This is a genomic window from Flavobacterium marginilacus (genome assembly GCF_026870155.1).
GTDB classification, from domain to species: Bacteria; Bacteroidota; Bacteroidia; order Flavobacteriales; family Flavobacteriaceae; genus Flavobacterium; species Flavobacterium marginilacus.
Genome location: NZ_CP113975.1, coordinates 2,709,195 through 2,725,928, shown reverse-complemented (window position 1 = coordinate 2,725,928; position 16,734 = coordinate 2,709,195). Strand labels below are relative to the sequence as shown.

The window sequence follows — 16,734 nt, the reverse complement described above, 5'->3', positions numbered from 1 at the left end:
CGGCTTTTAAAAGCTTGTGTTTATGGAATCGAATGGAATTGCGAATTAGAATCTTTCTTTTCTTCTTTATATTGTTTTATTAAGAAAATAACTAAAAATTATTGATTTTGTAATATGTTGCTTAGCTAGACAAGCATTAGCAGTCAATCAATAAAATTTCATTGATAACAGCAATCTGATAAACTCCTGCATAACATTAAATTGACAATAGTATAAAACCTTGTTAAGGATTTCTTAAAATCAAAAAGTTAACTAATAGTAAAAATAAATTCAAATTTGTACTGAAAAAATTTACTAATAGTAATTATTTAATTAATCAATGAAAAACTTAAGAACCTTAATAATTTTATTGATGATGTGCTCAACATCATTAATTGTTGCTCAAACAACTGTTTTCAAAGGAAGAGTGATTGACGAACTTGGTTTGCCTTTGCCTAGTGCATCAGTACTGGTTAAAGGAACAACTACTGCTGTAAATGCAGATTCCAATGGAAATTTTGAAATTGAATTACTGAAACCTAATGAAATATTGCAGATTTCATTTTTAGGATATGTGACTGCTAATTTTGAAACAGCAAACAAAACTTCGGGAATATTTAAGCTTAATCCCGATTCTCATACGTTGGACGAAGTGGTGGTAACTGCTTTAGGCATAAAAAAAGAAAAGAAAAAATTAAGTTATTCTGTTCAGGAAGTCGAAGGAGACTTGACCAAAGGAAGAGATGCTAATATAATGAACTCTCTTTCGGGAAAAGTTTCAGGTCTGATTGTTGCGGCTTCTCCTGAATTTTTTAGCAGTCCAAAAATGTATTTAAGGGGTAAAGCACCACTAATCGTTGTAGACGGTGTGCCATTGGGAACAGATACTTGGAATATCAGTCCTGATGACATCGAAAGTGTCAATGTTTTAAAAGGAGCGAATGCTGCTGCATTGTATGGCTCTGTAGGAGGAAACGGAGCAATCCAGATCACCACCAAAAGAGGAGCAAACAATAAAAAAGGGTATGTAGTTGAATTCAATCATAATTCGATGATTCAAGCTGGTTTTAATGCGGTTCCTAAAACACAGAATGCATATGGCCCTGGCTCTTACGGAAATTATGCTTTTGTTGATGGTAAAGGCGGCGGGATAAATGATGCCGATTACGATCAATGGGGACCAAAATTTGAGGGACAGTTAATTACGCAATATGATAGCCCGCTGGATGCGAACGGAAAACTAATTCCAACGCCGTGGACAGCAAGAGGAGCTAATAACTTTAATAATTTCATGGAAGACGGACTATTGTCGACCAACAACTTATCATTAGCTTCAAATTTTGATAAAGGAAACATCCGCTTTTCATTATCCAATACTCATCAGGACGGAATCAATCCAAATACTAAACTGGATATTTATAATTTCAATTTGAGCGGAAGATATAGTCTGAGTGATAAAACTTGGGTGGATGCCAGTTCAAATTTTAATTTCCAGACTTCTCCAAATAATCCAAATGTACAATACGGACCAAATAGTTATATCTATAATATGCTGATTTGGGGCGGAGCTGATTATGATATCAGAGATTTAAAAGATTATTGGCAAGAGGGAAAAGAAGGTCTTCAGCAAAAGAATTTCGAATATACAAGATACAATAATCCCAATTTTATGGCTCACGAATGGCTGAGAGGGTATTATAAGAATGATTATTCAGGCCAGATAAGTTTAAATCATCAGTTTAGCAATGATTTCTCGGCCTTGATAAGAACTAATATGTCGGTAAGCAATTTATTTAGAAATGAAAAATTTCCTTACTCAATGACTACATATGACAGGGAAAAAGCCGAAGGAGATTACAAAGAGCAATATGATTACAGATACAAAAGTTATTCTGATTTCATGCTGAACTATAATAAAACGATGGGTGATTTTGAAATTAAAGCTACTCTTGGAGCTAATATAAATACTGAAAAATATAGAAACTCCTATGCTTCAACTAATTATTTGATTATACCTGGTTTGTACACTTTGAGTAATACACAAACACCAATGCAGCCAACGAGTTATAATAGCCATTATAAAACGAATAGCTGGTATGGTTCGCTGGATTTATCATACAAATCATTTTTATTTCTAAATGCCACAGGAAGATCTGACACCGATTCCAGATTGCCGGAAAAAAACAATAGATTTTTTTATCCATCTGTTGGTTTAAGTACTGTTATCAGCGAACTTGTAAAGATTCCTTATGTAGATTTCTTTAAAGTAAGAACTTCTTATGCAAAAGTGGGAGGCTCATTGGACATCTATAGTAACCTTGATACTTACCGATTAAGAGATCCATTTACTATTGACGGAATTACATATAATGCGGCCTATGTTGGAGAAATTTTGACTAACGATCAATTAAAACCAGCATTTAACTCCTCAGCAGAGATTGGTTTAGAAACAAGAATGTTCAAAAACAGATTTGGTTTTGATGCTACTTACTATCAGAATACGAATGGTCCACAGATTTTTGATTTAAAATATTCAGAAACTTCAGGTTATCAAGGCAGTAAGCAGAATGGTATTACTACTGAGACAAAGGGTTTTGAATTATCAGGTTTTGTGAAAGCTGTAAAAAGTACAAACTTTAATTGGGATTTCAGTGTAAACTGGTCAACTTATAAAGAGTATCTAAAAGAGGTTTATGAGGGAATTGAAAACAATGGACTGATAAAAATTGGAGACCGGGTTGATGGTTTTTATATAAATGATTTTATGAGAACCAATGATGGCAGATTAATTGTTGGTAATGACGGAAAACCGCTTATCAATGCTTATAAAACAAAAGTAGGCTATAAGGCACCAGACTGGTCAATGGGTATTACAAATAAAGTGAGTTATAAAAGCCTAGCGTTAAACTTCACTTTTGATGGCCGTTATGGAGGAAAAATCGAAAACTACGTGAATCAGAAAATGTGGCAGAGTGGACGCCATGCCGATAGCGATACCCCAGAAAGAGCCAATGATGTAAAAGGAATAAAATCATATGTAACAGATGGTGTGGTTATTACAAGCGGAGAGCTAATTACTGATGGTCAAGGAAATGTGATTACCGATACCAGGACTTTTGCACCAAATACAACAAAAATGTATTATCAGGATTACGCAAAAGCATATCACGGAAACTACGCTGCCAATATTATAGAAAAAACGTTTTTTAAATTAAGAGAAATAAGCCTTACGTACAATTTCCCAGATTCTTTTATCAAAAAATCATTTATGACAAATGCTTCTATTTCATTGATTGGAAGAGATTTATTGTACTTCTCAAAAAATAAAAATATCGATTTAGATCAGTTTTTAGACGAAAGTGCTTCGCCATTGCAAACTCCAACTGTAAAAAGTTATGGTATTAACTTAAACATTAAATTTTAAAAACGAGCAAAATGAAAACAATACAATTATATAAAAGCATCCTAATTATAGCAATGGTTTTTATGATTGGGGCCTGTACCAATTTTGAAGATCTGGCCGATGATCCCAATCGTGCTACAAGTGTGCCGCCATCAATGCTGCTGACAGAAGTTTTACGGGTTATGAACAATGTAGACGATGAAGGTCCGTGGTCAAGTGCACAAAGGGACAATCAGTTTTGGGCAATATCTTTTGACTATTACGGAGAACAGGATTACAATTGGGGTTCGGCCCCATTACGTTACACGACTTTGTCCAATGTACAGGCAATGGTAAAAGAAGCAGAAAAACTGGACACAAAAAATAAATACGGCGCTTTGGCAAAATTTTTTCAGGCTTACTTTTTAGATTATATGTCTAAAAGAATGGGGGATATTCCAATGTCTGAATCTTTAAAAGCCAAAAGTGATACTCCAATTACAAAACCAAAATACGATACTCAGAAAGAGGTCTATGTTGAGATTCTGAGTCTTTTGGATGCAGCTAATGATCAAATTGCAATGGCAAGAGCCCAAGTAGGAACTGGTGCAGTTCAAGGCGATTTTTTATATAATGGTGATCTGGATAAATGGCAGAGAGCAATTAATTCTTTCCATTTAAGAGTTTTAATAAGTTTAAGTAAAAAAACAGCCGAACTTAATGTTGCCAGCCAATTCAGTGCAATAGTAAGTAATCCGTCAAAATACCCGCTAATGAGAGGGATTGAAGATAATATGACCCGCTATTTTTCAGATGAAAATGGCAATAATTATGCCCTAAATCCAGGTAATTTTGGGCGTAATAGAAATAGAGATATCATGGCGGGAACCTATTTAAACATTCTGAAACAAAATAATGATCCCCGAATTTATAAAGTTGCCGATCCTGCCGCTTTTTATTTTAAGGCTAATGATCCTCTCAATTTAAATGCTTACATCCCAGCAAACACAGGAGACGAGCAGGGTTCTATGCAAGTGGCTTCAGATGAAGGAAAATTATCCTATCCTAACGAAAAAAGATATTACAGCAGTTATGTCGGCGAAGGATATATTTTATTTGGATATGCAGAACAGCAATTCATAATTGCTGAAGCCATAAACAGAGGCTGGATAATGGGTGATGCTGCCAGTTTTTACAAGCAGGGAATTAAAGCCTCTATGGATTTTTATGATGTATCTAATACGGATGTTACTGCCTTTTTAAACAATGCTAATATAGTTTATAAAGGAAATAATACTGCAGGTCTAGAGCAGATACTGACACAGAAATATGTTGCTTTTTTCCAAAATTCCGAAAGAGAATCTTATTTTAATTTCAGAAGAACAGGTATTCCAAAATTTAACATTGGACCAGCGAATAAAAACAATGGCAAAATCCCGATGCGATGGAAATATCCTCAAAGCGAATTTGAAACCAACTCCCAGAATGTAAATACTGCGCTAACCAGACAATACGGGGGTACAGATGATATCAATGCAGTAATGTGGCTTATTAAATAGAAAAAAATTCATGAAAATACTAAAAAATAAAATCATGATCATAGCGCTGTTCTCGCTATGGTCGTGTTTTTCTCAAAATAATGAATTCTCAAAAGTAAAACATGTCGTTGTAATTGGCTTTGACGGATTGAGTCCAGACGGAATCGAACATGCCAGCACACCTGCTTTTCACAAACTGATGAAGGAAGGAGCTTCGACAATGCATGCCCGTTCCGTTTTACCATCGAGCTCCAGTACCAATTGGGCTTCAATGATTATGGGAGCGGGACCAGAACAGCACGGAATTACATCTAATGATTGGGAGAAAAGCAATTTTGTATTACCATCAGTAGTGCAAGGCGATGATTTTTTGTTTCCTACCATTTTTTCGATAATAAATTCACAAATAAAGAATGCCGAAATCGGAGCTGTTTATCATTGGTCAGGATTCGGCCGGCTCTTTGAAAAAAGTGCTGTCGATTATAATGTAAATCCAGAAACCGAAGATAAAACAGCAGTAATTGCCAGCGATTATATAAAAGCCAAACAGCCCACTTTTACCTTTATTCATTTTGATCACGTGGACCACGCAGGACACGAATTTGGTCATGGGAGTACAGAATATTATAAATCGGTTGAAAAAGCAGATGCATTATTGGCTCAGGTTATGCAGGCTATTACATCCTCTCCAATGGGTAATGAGACTGTAGTCATAGTAAGTGCAGATCATGGCGGATTGGGCAAAGGACATGGTGGCGAATCATTACAGGAAATGGAAATTCCGTTTATTATTTGGGGCAAATCCGTAAAGAAAAATACCATACTCAATTATCCGGTTTATCAGTATGATAATGCAGCGACTGTTGCATTTGCATTGGGTATAAAAATGCCAATGGCCAGTATTGGAAGACCAGTTAAAAATGCTTTTGAAGGCTATAACGAAATTGATAGTTATACATTAACTAAAAGGTATAAAGAACCTGTAATTCAGCCAAAAGCTTATTTAAGTAAAAAAGCTGGCGGATTGTTTAGAGAGGCAGCCCAAGTAGTAATTGATAACCCTGATAAAGAAGGTGAAATTCGATATACGCTGGATGGTTCAATGCCTGCCAAAGATTCGGAAATCTACAAAATGCCATTTAAAGTATATCAAAATACAGTCGTAAAAAGTGCCATTTTCAAAAACCAAAGCATCGCAAGTTTGGTAAACGAAGCTTTTTTCAGAGTGGTTTCCAGTACTGCAAAAGCTCCAGTTTCCTATGAAATTTTTTATTTATCTAATTTAAACAGCGTGCCGTTTTTAGATAAATATACGCCAGACGAAAAAGGAAGCTGCTTCGAAATAGGTTCTGATGAAATTGATTCGAAGATTAAGGAAAATACCGCAGTAAGATTCAAGACTGTCATAAAAATTGATAAGGAGGAGCAATATGGTTTTTTCACCAGATCGGATGATGGAAGCATTTTGAAAATCAACAATGAAGTCGTTGTTAATAATGATGGAGATCACGGTGTAAAAGAGAAAGGCGGTGCAATCACACTAAAGCCTGGAACATATACTTTGGAAGTAATCTGGTTTAATGGCGGCGGAAGTGGCTGGCTGGATGTTTATTATCAAACTGCTTCGGTACCAAAACAGATCATTCCTGCAGCTTTTTTTCAAAAAATGAGTTTTAATTAAATGAACAGCATCGACACCTATAAAAAAACAGAAGGAGATATTAATTTAACTCCAGCAAGAACGGCTTGGAATGAGACCATGAACGATGAAGAAACAAAACATCTTTTAGAAAAAGATGCCCGTTATTTTTTGCATCAGTCGATGTCAACGCCTTGCCTGGATGTTCTGGAAACTGCTGCTGGTTCATCTATAAAAAACAATTCAGGTAAAAGCTATTTAGACTTTCACGGAAATAATGTGCATCAGATTGGTTATGCGAATCCATTTCTTATTGAAAATCTAATCGAGCAAATGAAAGCATTGCCATTTTCCCCCAGACGTTTTACAAATAAACCTGCAATTGATTTTGCAGAAAAACTAGCTTCTTTATGTCCATCTGATTTAAACAGAATATTATTGACGCCTAATGGAAGTTCAGCAGTGGGCATTGCTCTTAAATTGGCAAGAGCTGTAACTAAAAAGTTCAAAGTGGTTTCATTTTGGGATTCTTTTCATGGTGCGTCTCTCGATGCTATCAGTGTTGGAGGTGAATCGGTTTTTAGGGATTATATGGGACCAATGCCAACGGGTGTGGAGCGGATTCCTCCGCCAGTAACGTATCGCGGTATTTTTGAAAATAATGAGAATAAATGTTTAGAATATTTAGAATATGTTTTTTCTAAAGAAAATGATATCGGAGCATTTATCGCAGAAACCATCCGAAATACTGATGTACAGCTTCCATCTCAAAATTTTTGGAAACAGGTTCGTAAACTCTGTACGCAGTATGGAGTACTATTAATATTAGACGAAATTCCAATTGCATTAGGAAGGACAGGCAAAATGTTTGCATTTGAACATTATGGAATTGAACCCGATATTCTGTGTTTAGGAAAAGGGTTGGGAGGGGGGATATTCCCTCAGGCAGCTATTGTTACAAGAGACGAGTACAATGTTTTCAGTGATATTTCCCTGGGGCATTATACTCACGAAAAAAGCCCTTTGGGTGCTGTAGCGGGATTGAGTACTATAGCTTTTATCGAAAAAGAAAATCTATTGAAAAAAGTAGTCGATGATGCTGTTTATATGGAAAAATCCCTGATGGATTTAAAAGATAAATACACAATTATTGGCGATATTAGAGGAATAGGACTTTTATGGGCAATAGAATTGGTAAAAGACCAACAGACTAAAGAAAAAGCTGTAGATGAAGCAGAGCAGATGCTGTATCTGTGCCTAAAAAAAGGATTGAGTTTCAAAGTTTCTTCCGGTAATGTTCTGCAATTGTCACCAGCACTGACTATCAGACGGGAAGAGTTAGAATCGGCATTGAATATCCTTGATGAAAGTTTCTCAGTATTATAGTTAAAAAAAACAATTTGTTGGTTGTAATCATGAAAATTTAATTTGACACAGAAAAATAGATTTCTTCTTAATAATAGAATACAAAAAAAGAAATATTTCTTTCATATAGATAGCTATGCGTTTTTTTAAAAGTGAAATGTCTTTTTTAAGTCTGCAAAAGCAATTTTTCTTTGTGTTATAAATAATTACAGCCAATAAATTAAAAATAATCTTTTAAATATTTAAAAAATAAATCAAAATGAAAAAGTCACTTATAATTTCAAGTTTTGCTTTCTTAAGTTTTTTGGGAGTAAACGCTCAACAAAAAGAAATAAGTAAAAATCCAAAAATTGTGCTTATTACTCTGGATGGATTCCGCTGGCAGGAATTATTTACTGGTGCAGATGAAAAGCTGATCAGAGAAAAAAAGTATGTAGAAGATACTACGGATTTAAAGGAAAAATTCTGGAGAAAAACACCCGAAGAACGCAGAACAGCCTTAATGCCTTTTTTCTGGAATGAAGTTACAAAAATGGGGCAATTGCATGGCAACAGAAACTTCGGGAGTGAAGTGAATCTGACCAATACAATGTGGTTTTCGTATCCGGGATACAACGAAATACTGACTGGTGCTGCCGATGATAAGAGAATAAACAGTAACGATAAATTCAATAATCCAAACACAACAGTTTTAGAAAAAATTAATAATACTGCTGCATATAAAGGCAAAGTGGCTGCTTTTGGCAGTTGGGATGTGTTTCCGTTTATTGTGAACGAAGAGCGTTCGGGAATACCTGTAAACGCAGGTTTTGAGGAAGCTAAGGGGTCGGATCTTTCGCCTAGAGAAACGTTTTTAAATGAATTGCAATCCAAAGTGCCATCTCCTTGGGATTCGGTTCGATTTGATGCATTTACATCTAATTATGCTTTGGAGTACATGAAGAAAAATCATCCCGAATTAATTTATATTTCTTATGGAGAAACTGATGATTTTGCCCACGACGGAAACTATCAGGCCTATTTGAAATCGGCTCATGCAGCAGATGGATTAATAAAAGAATTATGGAATTTTACCCAGAAAGATACATTTTATAAAAACAATACCATTTTTATTGTTTCTACAGATCATGGCCGCGGAACTGAACCTTTGGATCAGTGGAGAAGCCACGGGTCAAAAATAAATGGTGCCGATCAGGTGTATTTGGTTGTGTTTGGAAACGGAATTCAAGTTTTAGGAGAGGTAAAATCAAAAGAACAGCTGTACAGCAATCAGATTGCACCAACTGTTTTACAGCTTTTGGATTCCAAAGCAAACGATCCTGATATGAAAGGAAAACCATTATCAATTCTTAAAAAATAGCAGTGATGAGTAATAAAAAGTCAGATGTGCCTTTTGTGCTTTCTGCTTCATTGGCTGCTTTTGGAGCTTACTTTTGTATGTATGCTTTTAGAAAACCATTTAGTGCTGCCACTTTTGAGGGATTGGAAGTTTTTCATATCGATTATAAAATTCTGCTGATTATTGCTCAGGTAGCAGGTTATGCGATTTCGAAATTTATTGGCATAAAAATTATTTCGGAGCTAAAAGCGCATCAGCGTGCCTTTTATCTGTTAGGATTAATCGGGATTGCAGAGACAGCTTTGATATTGTTTGCAATTGTTCCAAAACCGTACAATATCATCTGTATGTTTTTTAACGGCATACCATTAGGTATGATTTGGGGAATTGTTTTCTCGTATTTGGAAGGAAGAAAATTTACCGAAATATTAGGAGTTGCCCTGAGTACAAGTTTTATCGTTTCTAGCGGAGTGGTAAAATCAGCAGGCCTTTTTGTGATGGAATCACTGGGCTTTTCCCAATTTTCGATGCCTGCTATCACGGGTTTGTTATTCGTACCGCCCTTATTATTTTTTACTTGGATGCTGGAGAGGATTCCAAAACCAACAGCCGAAGATATTGAGCTGCGCTCAGAACGTATTCCAATGAATAGTAAAGACCGTAAAAAAGTATTGCTTAAATTTTCATTTCCGATCACTCTCTGGATTCTGTTTTATACCTATTTGACCGCATTTAGAGACTTCCGCGACAATTTTGCCCGTGAACTATGGGACAGCCTTGGATTTAGAAGTGACATATCCGTTTTTTCAAGTTCAGAAATGTATGTAGCTGCGATTGTATTATTGGTTTTGGGAGCTGCCTTTTACTTTAAAGACAATATGAAAGCCTTGTTTTTTTATCATGTATTATTAATAATCGGTTCGTTGTCCATTGGAATTTCGACTATTTTATTCCGCTCAGGGAATATTAGCCCTTACTCATGGATGGTAGTTTCCGGCTTTGGATTATACATTTGTTATGTACCATTTAATTGCCTTTTTTTCGACCGCTTCATTGCAGCTTTTAAGATAAAAGGAAATGCAGGCTTTTTGATTTATGTAGGCGATGCTTTTGGTTATTTAGGAAGCGTGTTAATCTTACTATATAAAAATTTTGGACAGTCGGCTTCATCATGGCTGCTGTTTTTTATAAACGGAGCCTATATAGTTGCGGTTATGGGAGTGGGGGTGGCTTCAATATCCATTATCTATCTCAATAGAAAAAAGAAAAAGAGTAAAAAAGAAACTATAAATTATCAATTGGTTTTGAATGAAAACAGTATATGATTTAATAGTCGTGGGAGGTGGAGTTCTAGGAACTTTTCATGCCTTTCACGCTTTAAAAAAAGGATTAAAAGTGGCTGTTATCGAAAAAGATAAAATGCCAATCAGTGCTACAGTTAAAAATTTTGGACAAGTTGTTCCATCAGGAATGAATTCAAAATGGCAGGCCTATGGAAGAGAAAGTTTATTGATTTATAAAGAAATTCAAAGTCAATTTGATATTTCTATCAGGCAGCAAGGATCCGTTTATTTGGCTTCCAATGACGAAGAAATGATGCTTATTGAAGAGCTGGCTCAAATAAATAAATCGAATAATTACGATTCAGAACTTTTGACCAAGCAAGAATGTCTGAATAAATACCAGGGACTGCGTCCCGATTATGTAAAAGCAGGGCTGTTTTTTCCAGATGAAGTTACTGTCGAACCCAGAACAATGATTTACAGGCTTCAGCAATATATGCAGCAGTATTTAGGGTTGGAATTGATTACTAATACTGCGATAACAAATTGCGAAAATACGCATGAAGGGGTAACTCTTCAAAGCGCTGCTATGGAAACTTTTTTATCAAAAAAAGTAATAATCTGTAACGGTAATGAATTCAAAACTTTATATCCCGAGTTGTTTTTCAACAGTGATCTTGAAGTTTCAAAATTACAGATGCTTCAGACAAAACCGCAAAACAATTACAAATTAGACGGTTCTATTTTAACAGGATTATCAATCAGGAGGTATGAGGCTTTTCATGAATGTCCATCGTTTAAAGAGATTAAAGCTAAAGAAAGCAGAGATTCTTTAGAAAAAAAATGGGGAGTTCATATTCTGTTTAAGCAAGCTATGGATGGTTCTGTTATTTTGGGTGACTCACATCAATATGCCGATGCCAGAAACAGTGACGATCTGGGCTTTAATCTAGATATGGATATTGATAATTTCATGATTGAAGAAGCCAAAAAAATTATAGATCTGCCAACTTATGAAATTCAGAACAGGTGGTTTGGAACCTATTCACAATGCAGGACCAAAGATGTTTTTGAGCATACAATCGGCGAAAACATTCATATTATCACAGGAATTGGCGGAAAAGGAATGACAGGAAGTGCCGGATTTTCAAAAGAGAATATTACTAAAATTTTTAATATATAATAATGAAATCACAATTGACAAAGAGTTTGCTGCAAACAAATACCTATCAAATAAAGGTGATAACATATATGACCTATAAAAAATAAATTTAACATATATGAAACGAAGAATAGAATTGGTGGTATTTGATATGGCCGGAACAACTGTAGATGAGGGAAATGTAGTTTATAAAACAGTACAAAAAGTAATCAATGATGAAGGATTTAATGTGTCTTTAAATGATGTTTTAAAACATGGAGCAGGTAAGGAAAAGCATCAGGCCATTGCAGCTATTTTAAAAGAATGTACTGATTTAAACGGAATAGAGAAAGTTGCATATAAGGCATTTACAAACTTTAAAATAGCTTTAGAAAAAGCATATAACGATTTAGATGTAAAAACTTTTGAAGGAACAGAATCCTTATTCAAAGATTTGCGAGCGAATCAGATAAAAGTAGTTTTAAATACAGGTTATGATACTGTTACTGCAAATAAATTACTCAGCAAATTAGGCTGGAAAGTAGGTGTAACCATTGATGCTTTAGTCACAGCTGATGATGTAGAAAATGGCCGGCCTGATGGTGATATGATTTTGAAAGCTATGCAGATCACCGCCGTAAATGATGCTCAAAAAGTTTTAAAAGTAGGCGATTCGGCAATTGATATAGAAGAAGGAAAAAATGCCAATTGTGGGATAACTGCAGGAGTTTTAACAGGAGCACAGACTCGTGAGCAGATTCAAGAAGCAAATCCTACTTATATTTTGGAAAATTTAAACGGATTACGGGCAATATTGTTATAATATTTTTGTTTATTTATTTTTTTAACTCTTCCTTTGATACGGTGTAAAGGAAGAGTTTTTTTATCAAAGCTGCTGATCTGGCTTAGTCATTTTGAGTATTAAAAAAGAAGTATAATACTAACATTTTACAAGTCATTGAACTGCGGTTAACGGGAACGTGAGGAATTCTTCCGTCAAAAAAAATAGAATCTCCTTCTTTAATCAGTACTTCATCATCGCCGATAATATAAACACATTCACCTGAAAGGACGTATTTGTATTCATAAGCATCGGTTTCAACTTTTTCTCGTTGTGAGTCCGGCTTTACTTCTAATAATACGGCTTCAAATCCGATAGATGAAAGCTGTTTTCCGAAAATATATTTATATGTAAACCCCTTTGCATCATCTTCTTTTTCAATAATTGAATTTTCATCAGCTCTCGATACAATATGATTCTGTCTGGAAGATTTTGGCATTCCATCAAAAAAAACAGAAACTTCAATTTCCAATGCATTGATGATATTCAGTAAAACAGGAAGCGAGGGAATAGTTCTTCCATTTTCAATCCTGGATATAAGGCCATTACTTACCTGAGCTGTATTAGCAATGGTACTGATGGTTTTTTTACAGCTTTTTCTAATGTCTTTAATTCGTTTACCAATTCCAATTAAATAATCGTCCATTTTTTTGTATTTATTTTCAATATACAAATTTAACGGTTCTGTTACATCTAAAAAATTTATGAATTTAAAGTTGTAAAGCAACGTGATTCGAGTTTTAAAATTGCTGCCTGTTAGAAATAGCACTTAGATATTGCATCTGCCGAGATCATCAAGTTAACAAGATCACAAGGCTCATCAGTTTATAGATTTTCAGTTTAGGCTTTCGGTGTGCTATTTTTTATTATGTAACTTTTAGGATTGATCCTAATCTTCCATGAGATTTTTTTTTATTCTAAAGCAAAAAAAAAACGTTTCAATTACTTGAAACGTTTTTTGTGGGGAGAGCAGGATTCGAACCTGCGAAGTTCACACAGCAGATTTACAGTCTGCCCTCGTTGGCCGCTTGAGTATCTCCCCGAGCCTCATTTAGTAACGCTTATTGCGTTATCCGGGTGCAAATATAGGTACTGTTTTTAGTTCTGCAAACTTTTTTTGCACTTTATTTCTATAATATTTTCACTTTATTTTTAACAAACTGGAAGTGAATAAAATAAAAAATCTCCACAAGGGAGATTTTTTATTCTTTACTAGTAAAAAAGATTATTTTCCAAGTAATTCTATGATTTTTGCTTTAAGTTCAGCACCTCTCAAATCTTGTACAACTACATTTCCGGACTTATCAAGTATGAAAGTCGCCGGAATTGATTCCACTTTGTATTGCTTTGCGATTGGATCTTCCCAGCCTTTAAGATTTGAAACCTGTGTCCAGATTAATTTGTCTTTTGCAATAGCTTCTTTCCATTTTACCGGATCTTCATCTAAAGAAACACCAATTATATTAAGACCTTTTGAATGCAGTTCGTTATAAATAGCTACTACATTTGGATTCTCTCTTCGGCATGGACCACACCATGAAGCCCAAAAATCAACAATGGTAACTTTTCCTAAACTTTCTTTAAGGCTGATTGTTTTGCCTTGCGGGTTAGGAGCGGAAAAATCTGTTCTTCATTTAGCTGCCGGCGCCGCTGGAGCTGCTGCTGCACCTACTGAAGGAAGTTTTAATGCTTCGATTTTTGTTTTTACAGCTTTACCATGTTTAGAGTTTTTCAATGACTCTTCTAAATTATTGAACATAGACTCAATTTTTTTAGAATCTACTGATGGATCATTACTCATACCTTCAATAATTAATACACTAATAAAAGCTTTTGGATGCGTGTTAGCATAATCTACATATTTAGCTTTTGATGTAGTTCCAATTTCAGTTTGGATTTTAGTATATTCTTTCATTAAACCATTGATAGTTGCTGTATCTTTAGTTTGCTGAGCCGTTTGCATTTTTTGCATATTAGCTGTTTGAAAGTCCATTAAAGGCTTTTGTATTTTAGTGATGTCTTCATTAAATTTCACATACTCATCATTATTATATGTACCTGAAATTTTAGATTTTTGGATAGTATCTTTATTAACTACAACTGTAATATCACCGTTCTCTAAAATAAATGGAATTTTACCTTGTGCACCTTCAATTTGTAATGTATGAAAAGCTGGTTCAGTTACTTTTCCTTCCATTTCAAATTTTCCGTTTTCTATTTTTACTGTATCTACAGCTATTAACCCCATTCCTTTCTCATCCTGGGTTTCCATGATAACGGTTTTACCGTTTTCAAATCCTTTAGCAGTTCCTGAGATTGTGTATTTGTCTTTGCTACAAGAAGTAAGTAAAGCTGTAGCGGTAAGAAATAAAATAATTTTTTTCATTTTTATTAGTTAATTGTTTTTAAAGTTTACAAAAGTATTTAAAATTATAAATTAACAATAACTTTAGACCCTAAATTTATGTTATAATTTTTTAGCCTTTTTCAGATGTTTAAAAATCAGAAAAGATTCTGTTTTAATTTTTTACTATTCATTACCTGCATAATTCATTACTGAAAAGAGAGCATTATGAAGTCAGAGGCTTTTTCTTGAATGGTGTTTTTTTAAATAGTTTATTACCCGCTGAAAAGGAACTAAGCAGGCACATAGATTTATAATCAACCACTGGCAGAGATTGACTATGCAAAATAACTATTGAACTCTCTTTAAAATAGCAAAAACTATGTTTTAGCGCTGTTTAAAAAGAGATATAATTTTTTTATGAATTGTATTCAAAAAGATGCGATTCCAGATGTTCGATTTCATTTAGAGTAATCGTTATATCTAAATTCACTGTTCTTAAATCTTTGTGCAAATGCGGACAGATAGGATTCGATTTTAGTTTAAAATCAATTTCGGCTTCTTTTTTTCTAAGTCTGTCGATTGTACGCATGGCATTATTGTATTGCCGTTGATACAAGGTGTATTGATCTTTCATATCAGTAAGTTGTTTATTAATTCGGGTACGCTAATTTACTAATAAACTTGTTAAAAAAATGTTAATTTACATCTATTTTAAATTTTAACACCTTAGTGTCAATTTTTTACGCTTTTGTCCAAAAAAAAAACACTCCGGTTAAGAGTGCTTTTAAATATTAAAATTTATATACTTATTCTTGTGCTGTTGTTTTTCTCCAAGGATAGGCATTAAAAATATGTCTTTTTGCAAAACGCCCAGGAGAATCTGCATTAACCATTTTTATATAAATAGCTTTAGGAACACTAATGTATTCATAAATACTTCCGTTAGAAAAATTAACAATTAATCTGCCTTCAACAAATTTGTAATCAGTTATTGTTGCTGTAGCGACGGTTTCAGTATATTCAGGTAAAAGCTGTTTGATTGTCGCTGGATTGATACTTACCAAGAAATGATAAGCTTCAATTATTTTTTTACTGTTTTCTTCAGCAGCTTTTAAACCAGCATCGTCACCTTGAAATTTATCAGGATGCGCATCTTTCATCGCGTTACGATAGATGGTTTTCAATTCTTTAAGCTCAACTGTTTTTTCTACGTTAAGTAGTTTTCGGTATTCAACTATTTTTTTCATAAATAAGGTAACTACTTGTCTTTTACTATCAAACCGAATCTTTTAGGCTGAAAATTGACAATTTTTTGCAAAGGTACACTTTTTTTTAACTTTTTAGTTTTGAGCAAAAAAAAAATCAAAAAAACTGCTTTTTTGATTTTTTAAAATATTTTATTAAACTAAGAGACTGCTATTCAGACTTCATGTTGGCTTTGTCGAAGTTTTTGGATTTCTTAGGATATTTATTATAACTGATGTCGCTTGGGTTTTCGATGACACTTTTTATAGTTATCAAATCGCCAAGATTATATTTTTGAGCCATTTTGAAGTCCAAAAGAAATGCACCGCAAAAATAATTCTTGTTTTCGTCCTGCTCCATTATTCCTGTAAAAACACCTTTTTGAAGCATTTTTTGTTCACCTGTCTTGGTCATAATCAGTTTTTATTATTATTCTGATGCAAATTTAGGCAATTAAATTGGTAATGAATTGTAATTTAAAATGCTTTTTCCGGAAAATGAAAATTTCTGGCATCACTTAAACTGGATAGCAGACTGGGTGAGGGATAGAAGCAAGTTACCGAAGTAACGCGGATAGCCCGGCCTCGTTGAAGAAAGGGGCTGTATAAGCGCATTACAGATTAAGCCCCTTTTTT

At 34.3% G+C, this 16,734-nt stretch carries 14 protein-coding genes and 1 tRNA gene; 8 read left to right on the top strand and 7 right to left on the bottom strand.

Translation table 11 applies throughout. The annotated features are described in order from the left end of the window. Positions 1-319: 319 nt before the first annotated feature. From OZP07_RS11780 to OZP07_RS11745, 8 genes are all read left to right on the top strand, one after another. The gene (locus tag OZP07_RS11780) at positions 320-3,403 is read left to right on the top strand and encodes a SusC/RagA family TonB-linked outer membrane protein (protein WP_281635225.1); all 3,084 of its coding nucleotides are present in this window, start codon (positions 320-322) and stop codon (positions 3,401-3,403) included. An 11-nt stretch (positions 3,404-3,414) separates the two neighbouring features. Next, positions 3,415-4,920 (top strand): SusD/RagB family nutrient-binding outer membrane lipoprotein, encoded by a 1,506-nt coding sequence (locus OZP07_RS11775; RefSeq protein WP_281635224.1) that lies wholly within the window; start codon positions 3,415-3,417, stop codon positions 4,918-4,920. A 10-nt stretch (positions 4,921-4,930) separates the two neighbouring features. Beyond that, a complete protein-coding gene (locus OZP07_RS11770; protein ID WP_281635223.1) occupies positions 4,931-6,580 on the top strand; it encodes an alkaline phosphatase family protein in 1,650 nt (549 codons plus the stop codon). After that, positions 6,581-7,924, top strand: a complete 1,344-nt coding sequence (pbfA, locus tag OZP07_RS11765) for a (R)-1-hydroxy-2-aminoethylphosphonate ammonia-lyase (protein ID WP_281635222.1) — start codon at positions 6,581-6,583, stop codon at positions 7,922-7,924. It abuts the gene before it with no gap. Between the two features lie 238 nt (positions 7,925-8,162). Then, on the top strand, positions 8,163-9,263 hold the full coding sequence (locus OZP07_RS11760; protein WP_281635221.1) for an alkaline phosphatase family protein: 1,101 nt from the start codon (positions 8,163-8,165) through the stop codon (positions 9,261-9,263). Positions 9,264-9,268: 5 nt separating this feature from the next. After that, positions 9,269-10,567: a DUF5690 family protein gene (locus OZP07_RS11755; RefSeq protein ID WP_281635220.1), complete on the top strand. Its 1,299-nt coding sequence runs from the start codon at positions 9,269-9,271 to the stop codon at positions 10,565-10,567. Then, entirely contained in the window at positions 10,551-11,708 is a 1,158-nt protein-coding gene (locus tag OZP07_RS11750) for a TIGR03364 family FAD-dependent oxidoreductase (protein ID WP_281635219.1), read from the top strand. Before OZP07_RS11755 ends, OZP07_RS11750 begins: the two co-directional genes overlap by 17 nt. A 97-nt stretch (positions 11,709-11,805) precedes the next feature. After that, entirely contained in the window at positions 11,806-12,489 is a 684-nt protein-coding gene (locus OZP07_RS11745) for a phosphonatase-like hydrolase (RefSeq protein ID WP_281635218.1), read from the top strand. Between the two features lie 82 nt (positions 12,490-12,571). Here the strand turns inward: OZP07_RS11745 and OZP07_RS11740 are convergent, their stop codons facing one another. The 7 genes from OZP07_RS11740 to OZP07_RS11710 all read right to left on the bottom strand — a co-directional run bounded on the left by OZP07_RS11740 (position 12,572) and on the right by OZP07_RS11710 (position 16,513). After that, positions 12,572-13,153 carry a helix-turn-helix domain-containing protein gene (locus OZP07_RS11740; protein ID WP_281635217.1) on the bottom strand — a complete coding sequence of 194 codons (582 nt, stop codon included), beginning with the start codon at positions 13,151-13,153 and terminating at the stop codon, positions 12,572-12,574. Between the two features lie 315 nt (positions 13,154-13,468). Then, positions 13,469-13,549, bottom strand: a tRNA-Tyr gene (locus tag OZP07_RS11735). A 183-nt stretch (positions 13,550-13,732) separates the two neighbouring features. Continuing rightward, entirely contained in the window at positions 13,733-14,098 is a 366-nt protein-coding gene (locus OZP07_RS22260; RefSeq protein WP_432419564.1) for a TlpA family protein disulfide reductase, read from the bottom strand. Between the two features lie 39 nt (positions 14,099-14,137). Further along, positions 14,138-14,893: a DUF4369 domain-containing protein gene (locus OZP07_RS11725; protein ID WP_281635215.1), complete on the bottom strand. Its 756-nt coding sequence runs from the start codon at positions 14,891-14,893 to the stop codon at positions 14,138-14,140. Between the two features lie 376 nt (positions 14,894-15,269). Beyond that, positions 15,270-15,488: a hypothetical protein gene (locus OZP07_RS11720; RefSeq protein WP_194640605.1), complete on the bottom strand. Its 219-nt coding sequence runs from the start codon at positions 15,486-15,488 to the stop codon at positions 15,270-15,272. Between the two features lie 172 nt (positions 15,489-15,660). Then, positions 15,661-16,101: a KTSC domain-containing protein gene (locus tag OZP07_RS11715; RefSeq protein WP_194640606.1), complete on the bottom strand. Its 441-nt coding sequence runs from the start codon at positions 16,099-16,101 to the stop codon at positions 15,661-15,663. Between the two features lie 169 nt (positions 16,102-16,270). Further along, positions 16,271-16,513 carry a hypothetical protein gene (locus OZP07_RS11710; protein ID WP_281635214.1) on the bottom strand — a complete coding sequence of 81 codons (243 nt, stop codon included), beginning with the start codon at positions 16,511-16,513 and terminating at the stop codon, positions 16,271-16,273. Positions 16,514-16,734: the final 221 nt, after the last annotated feature.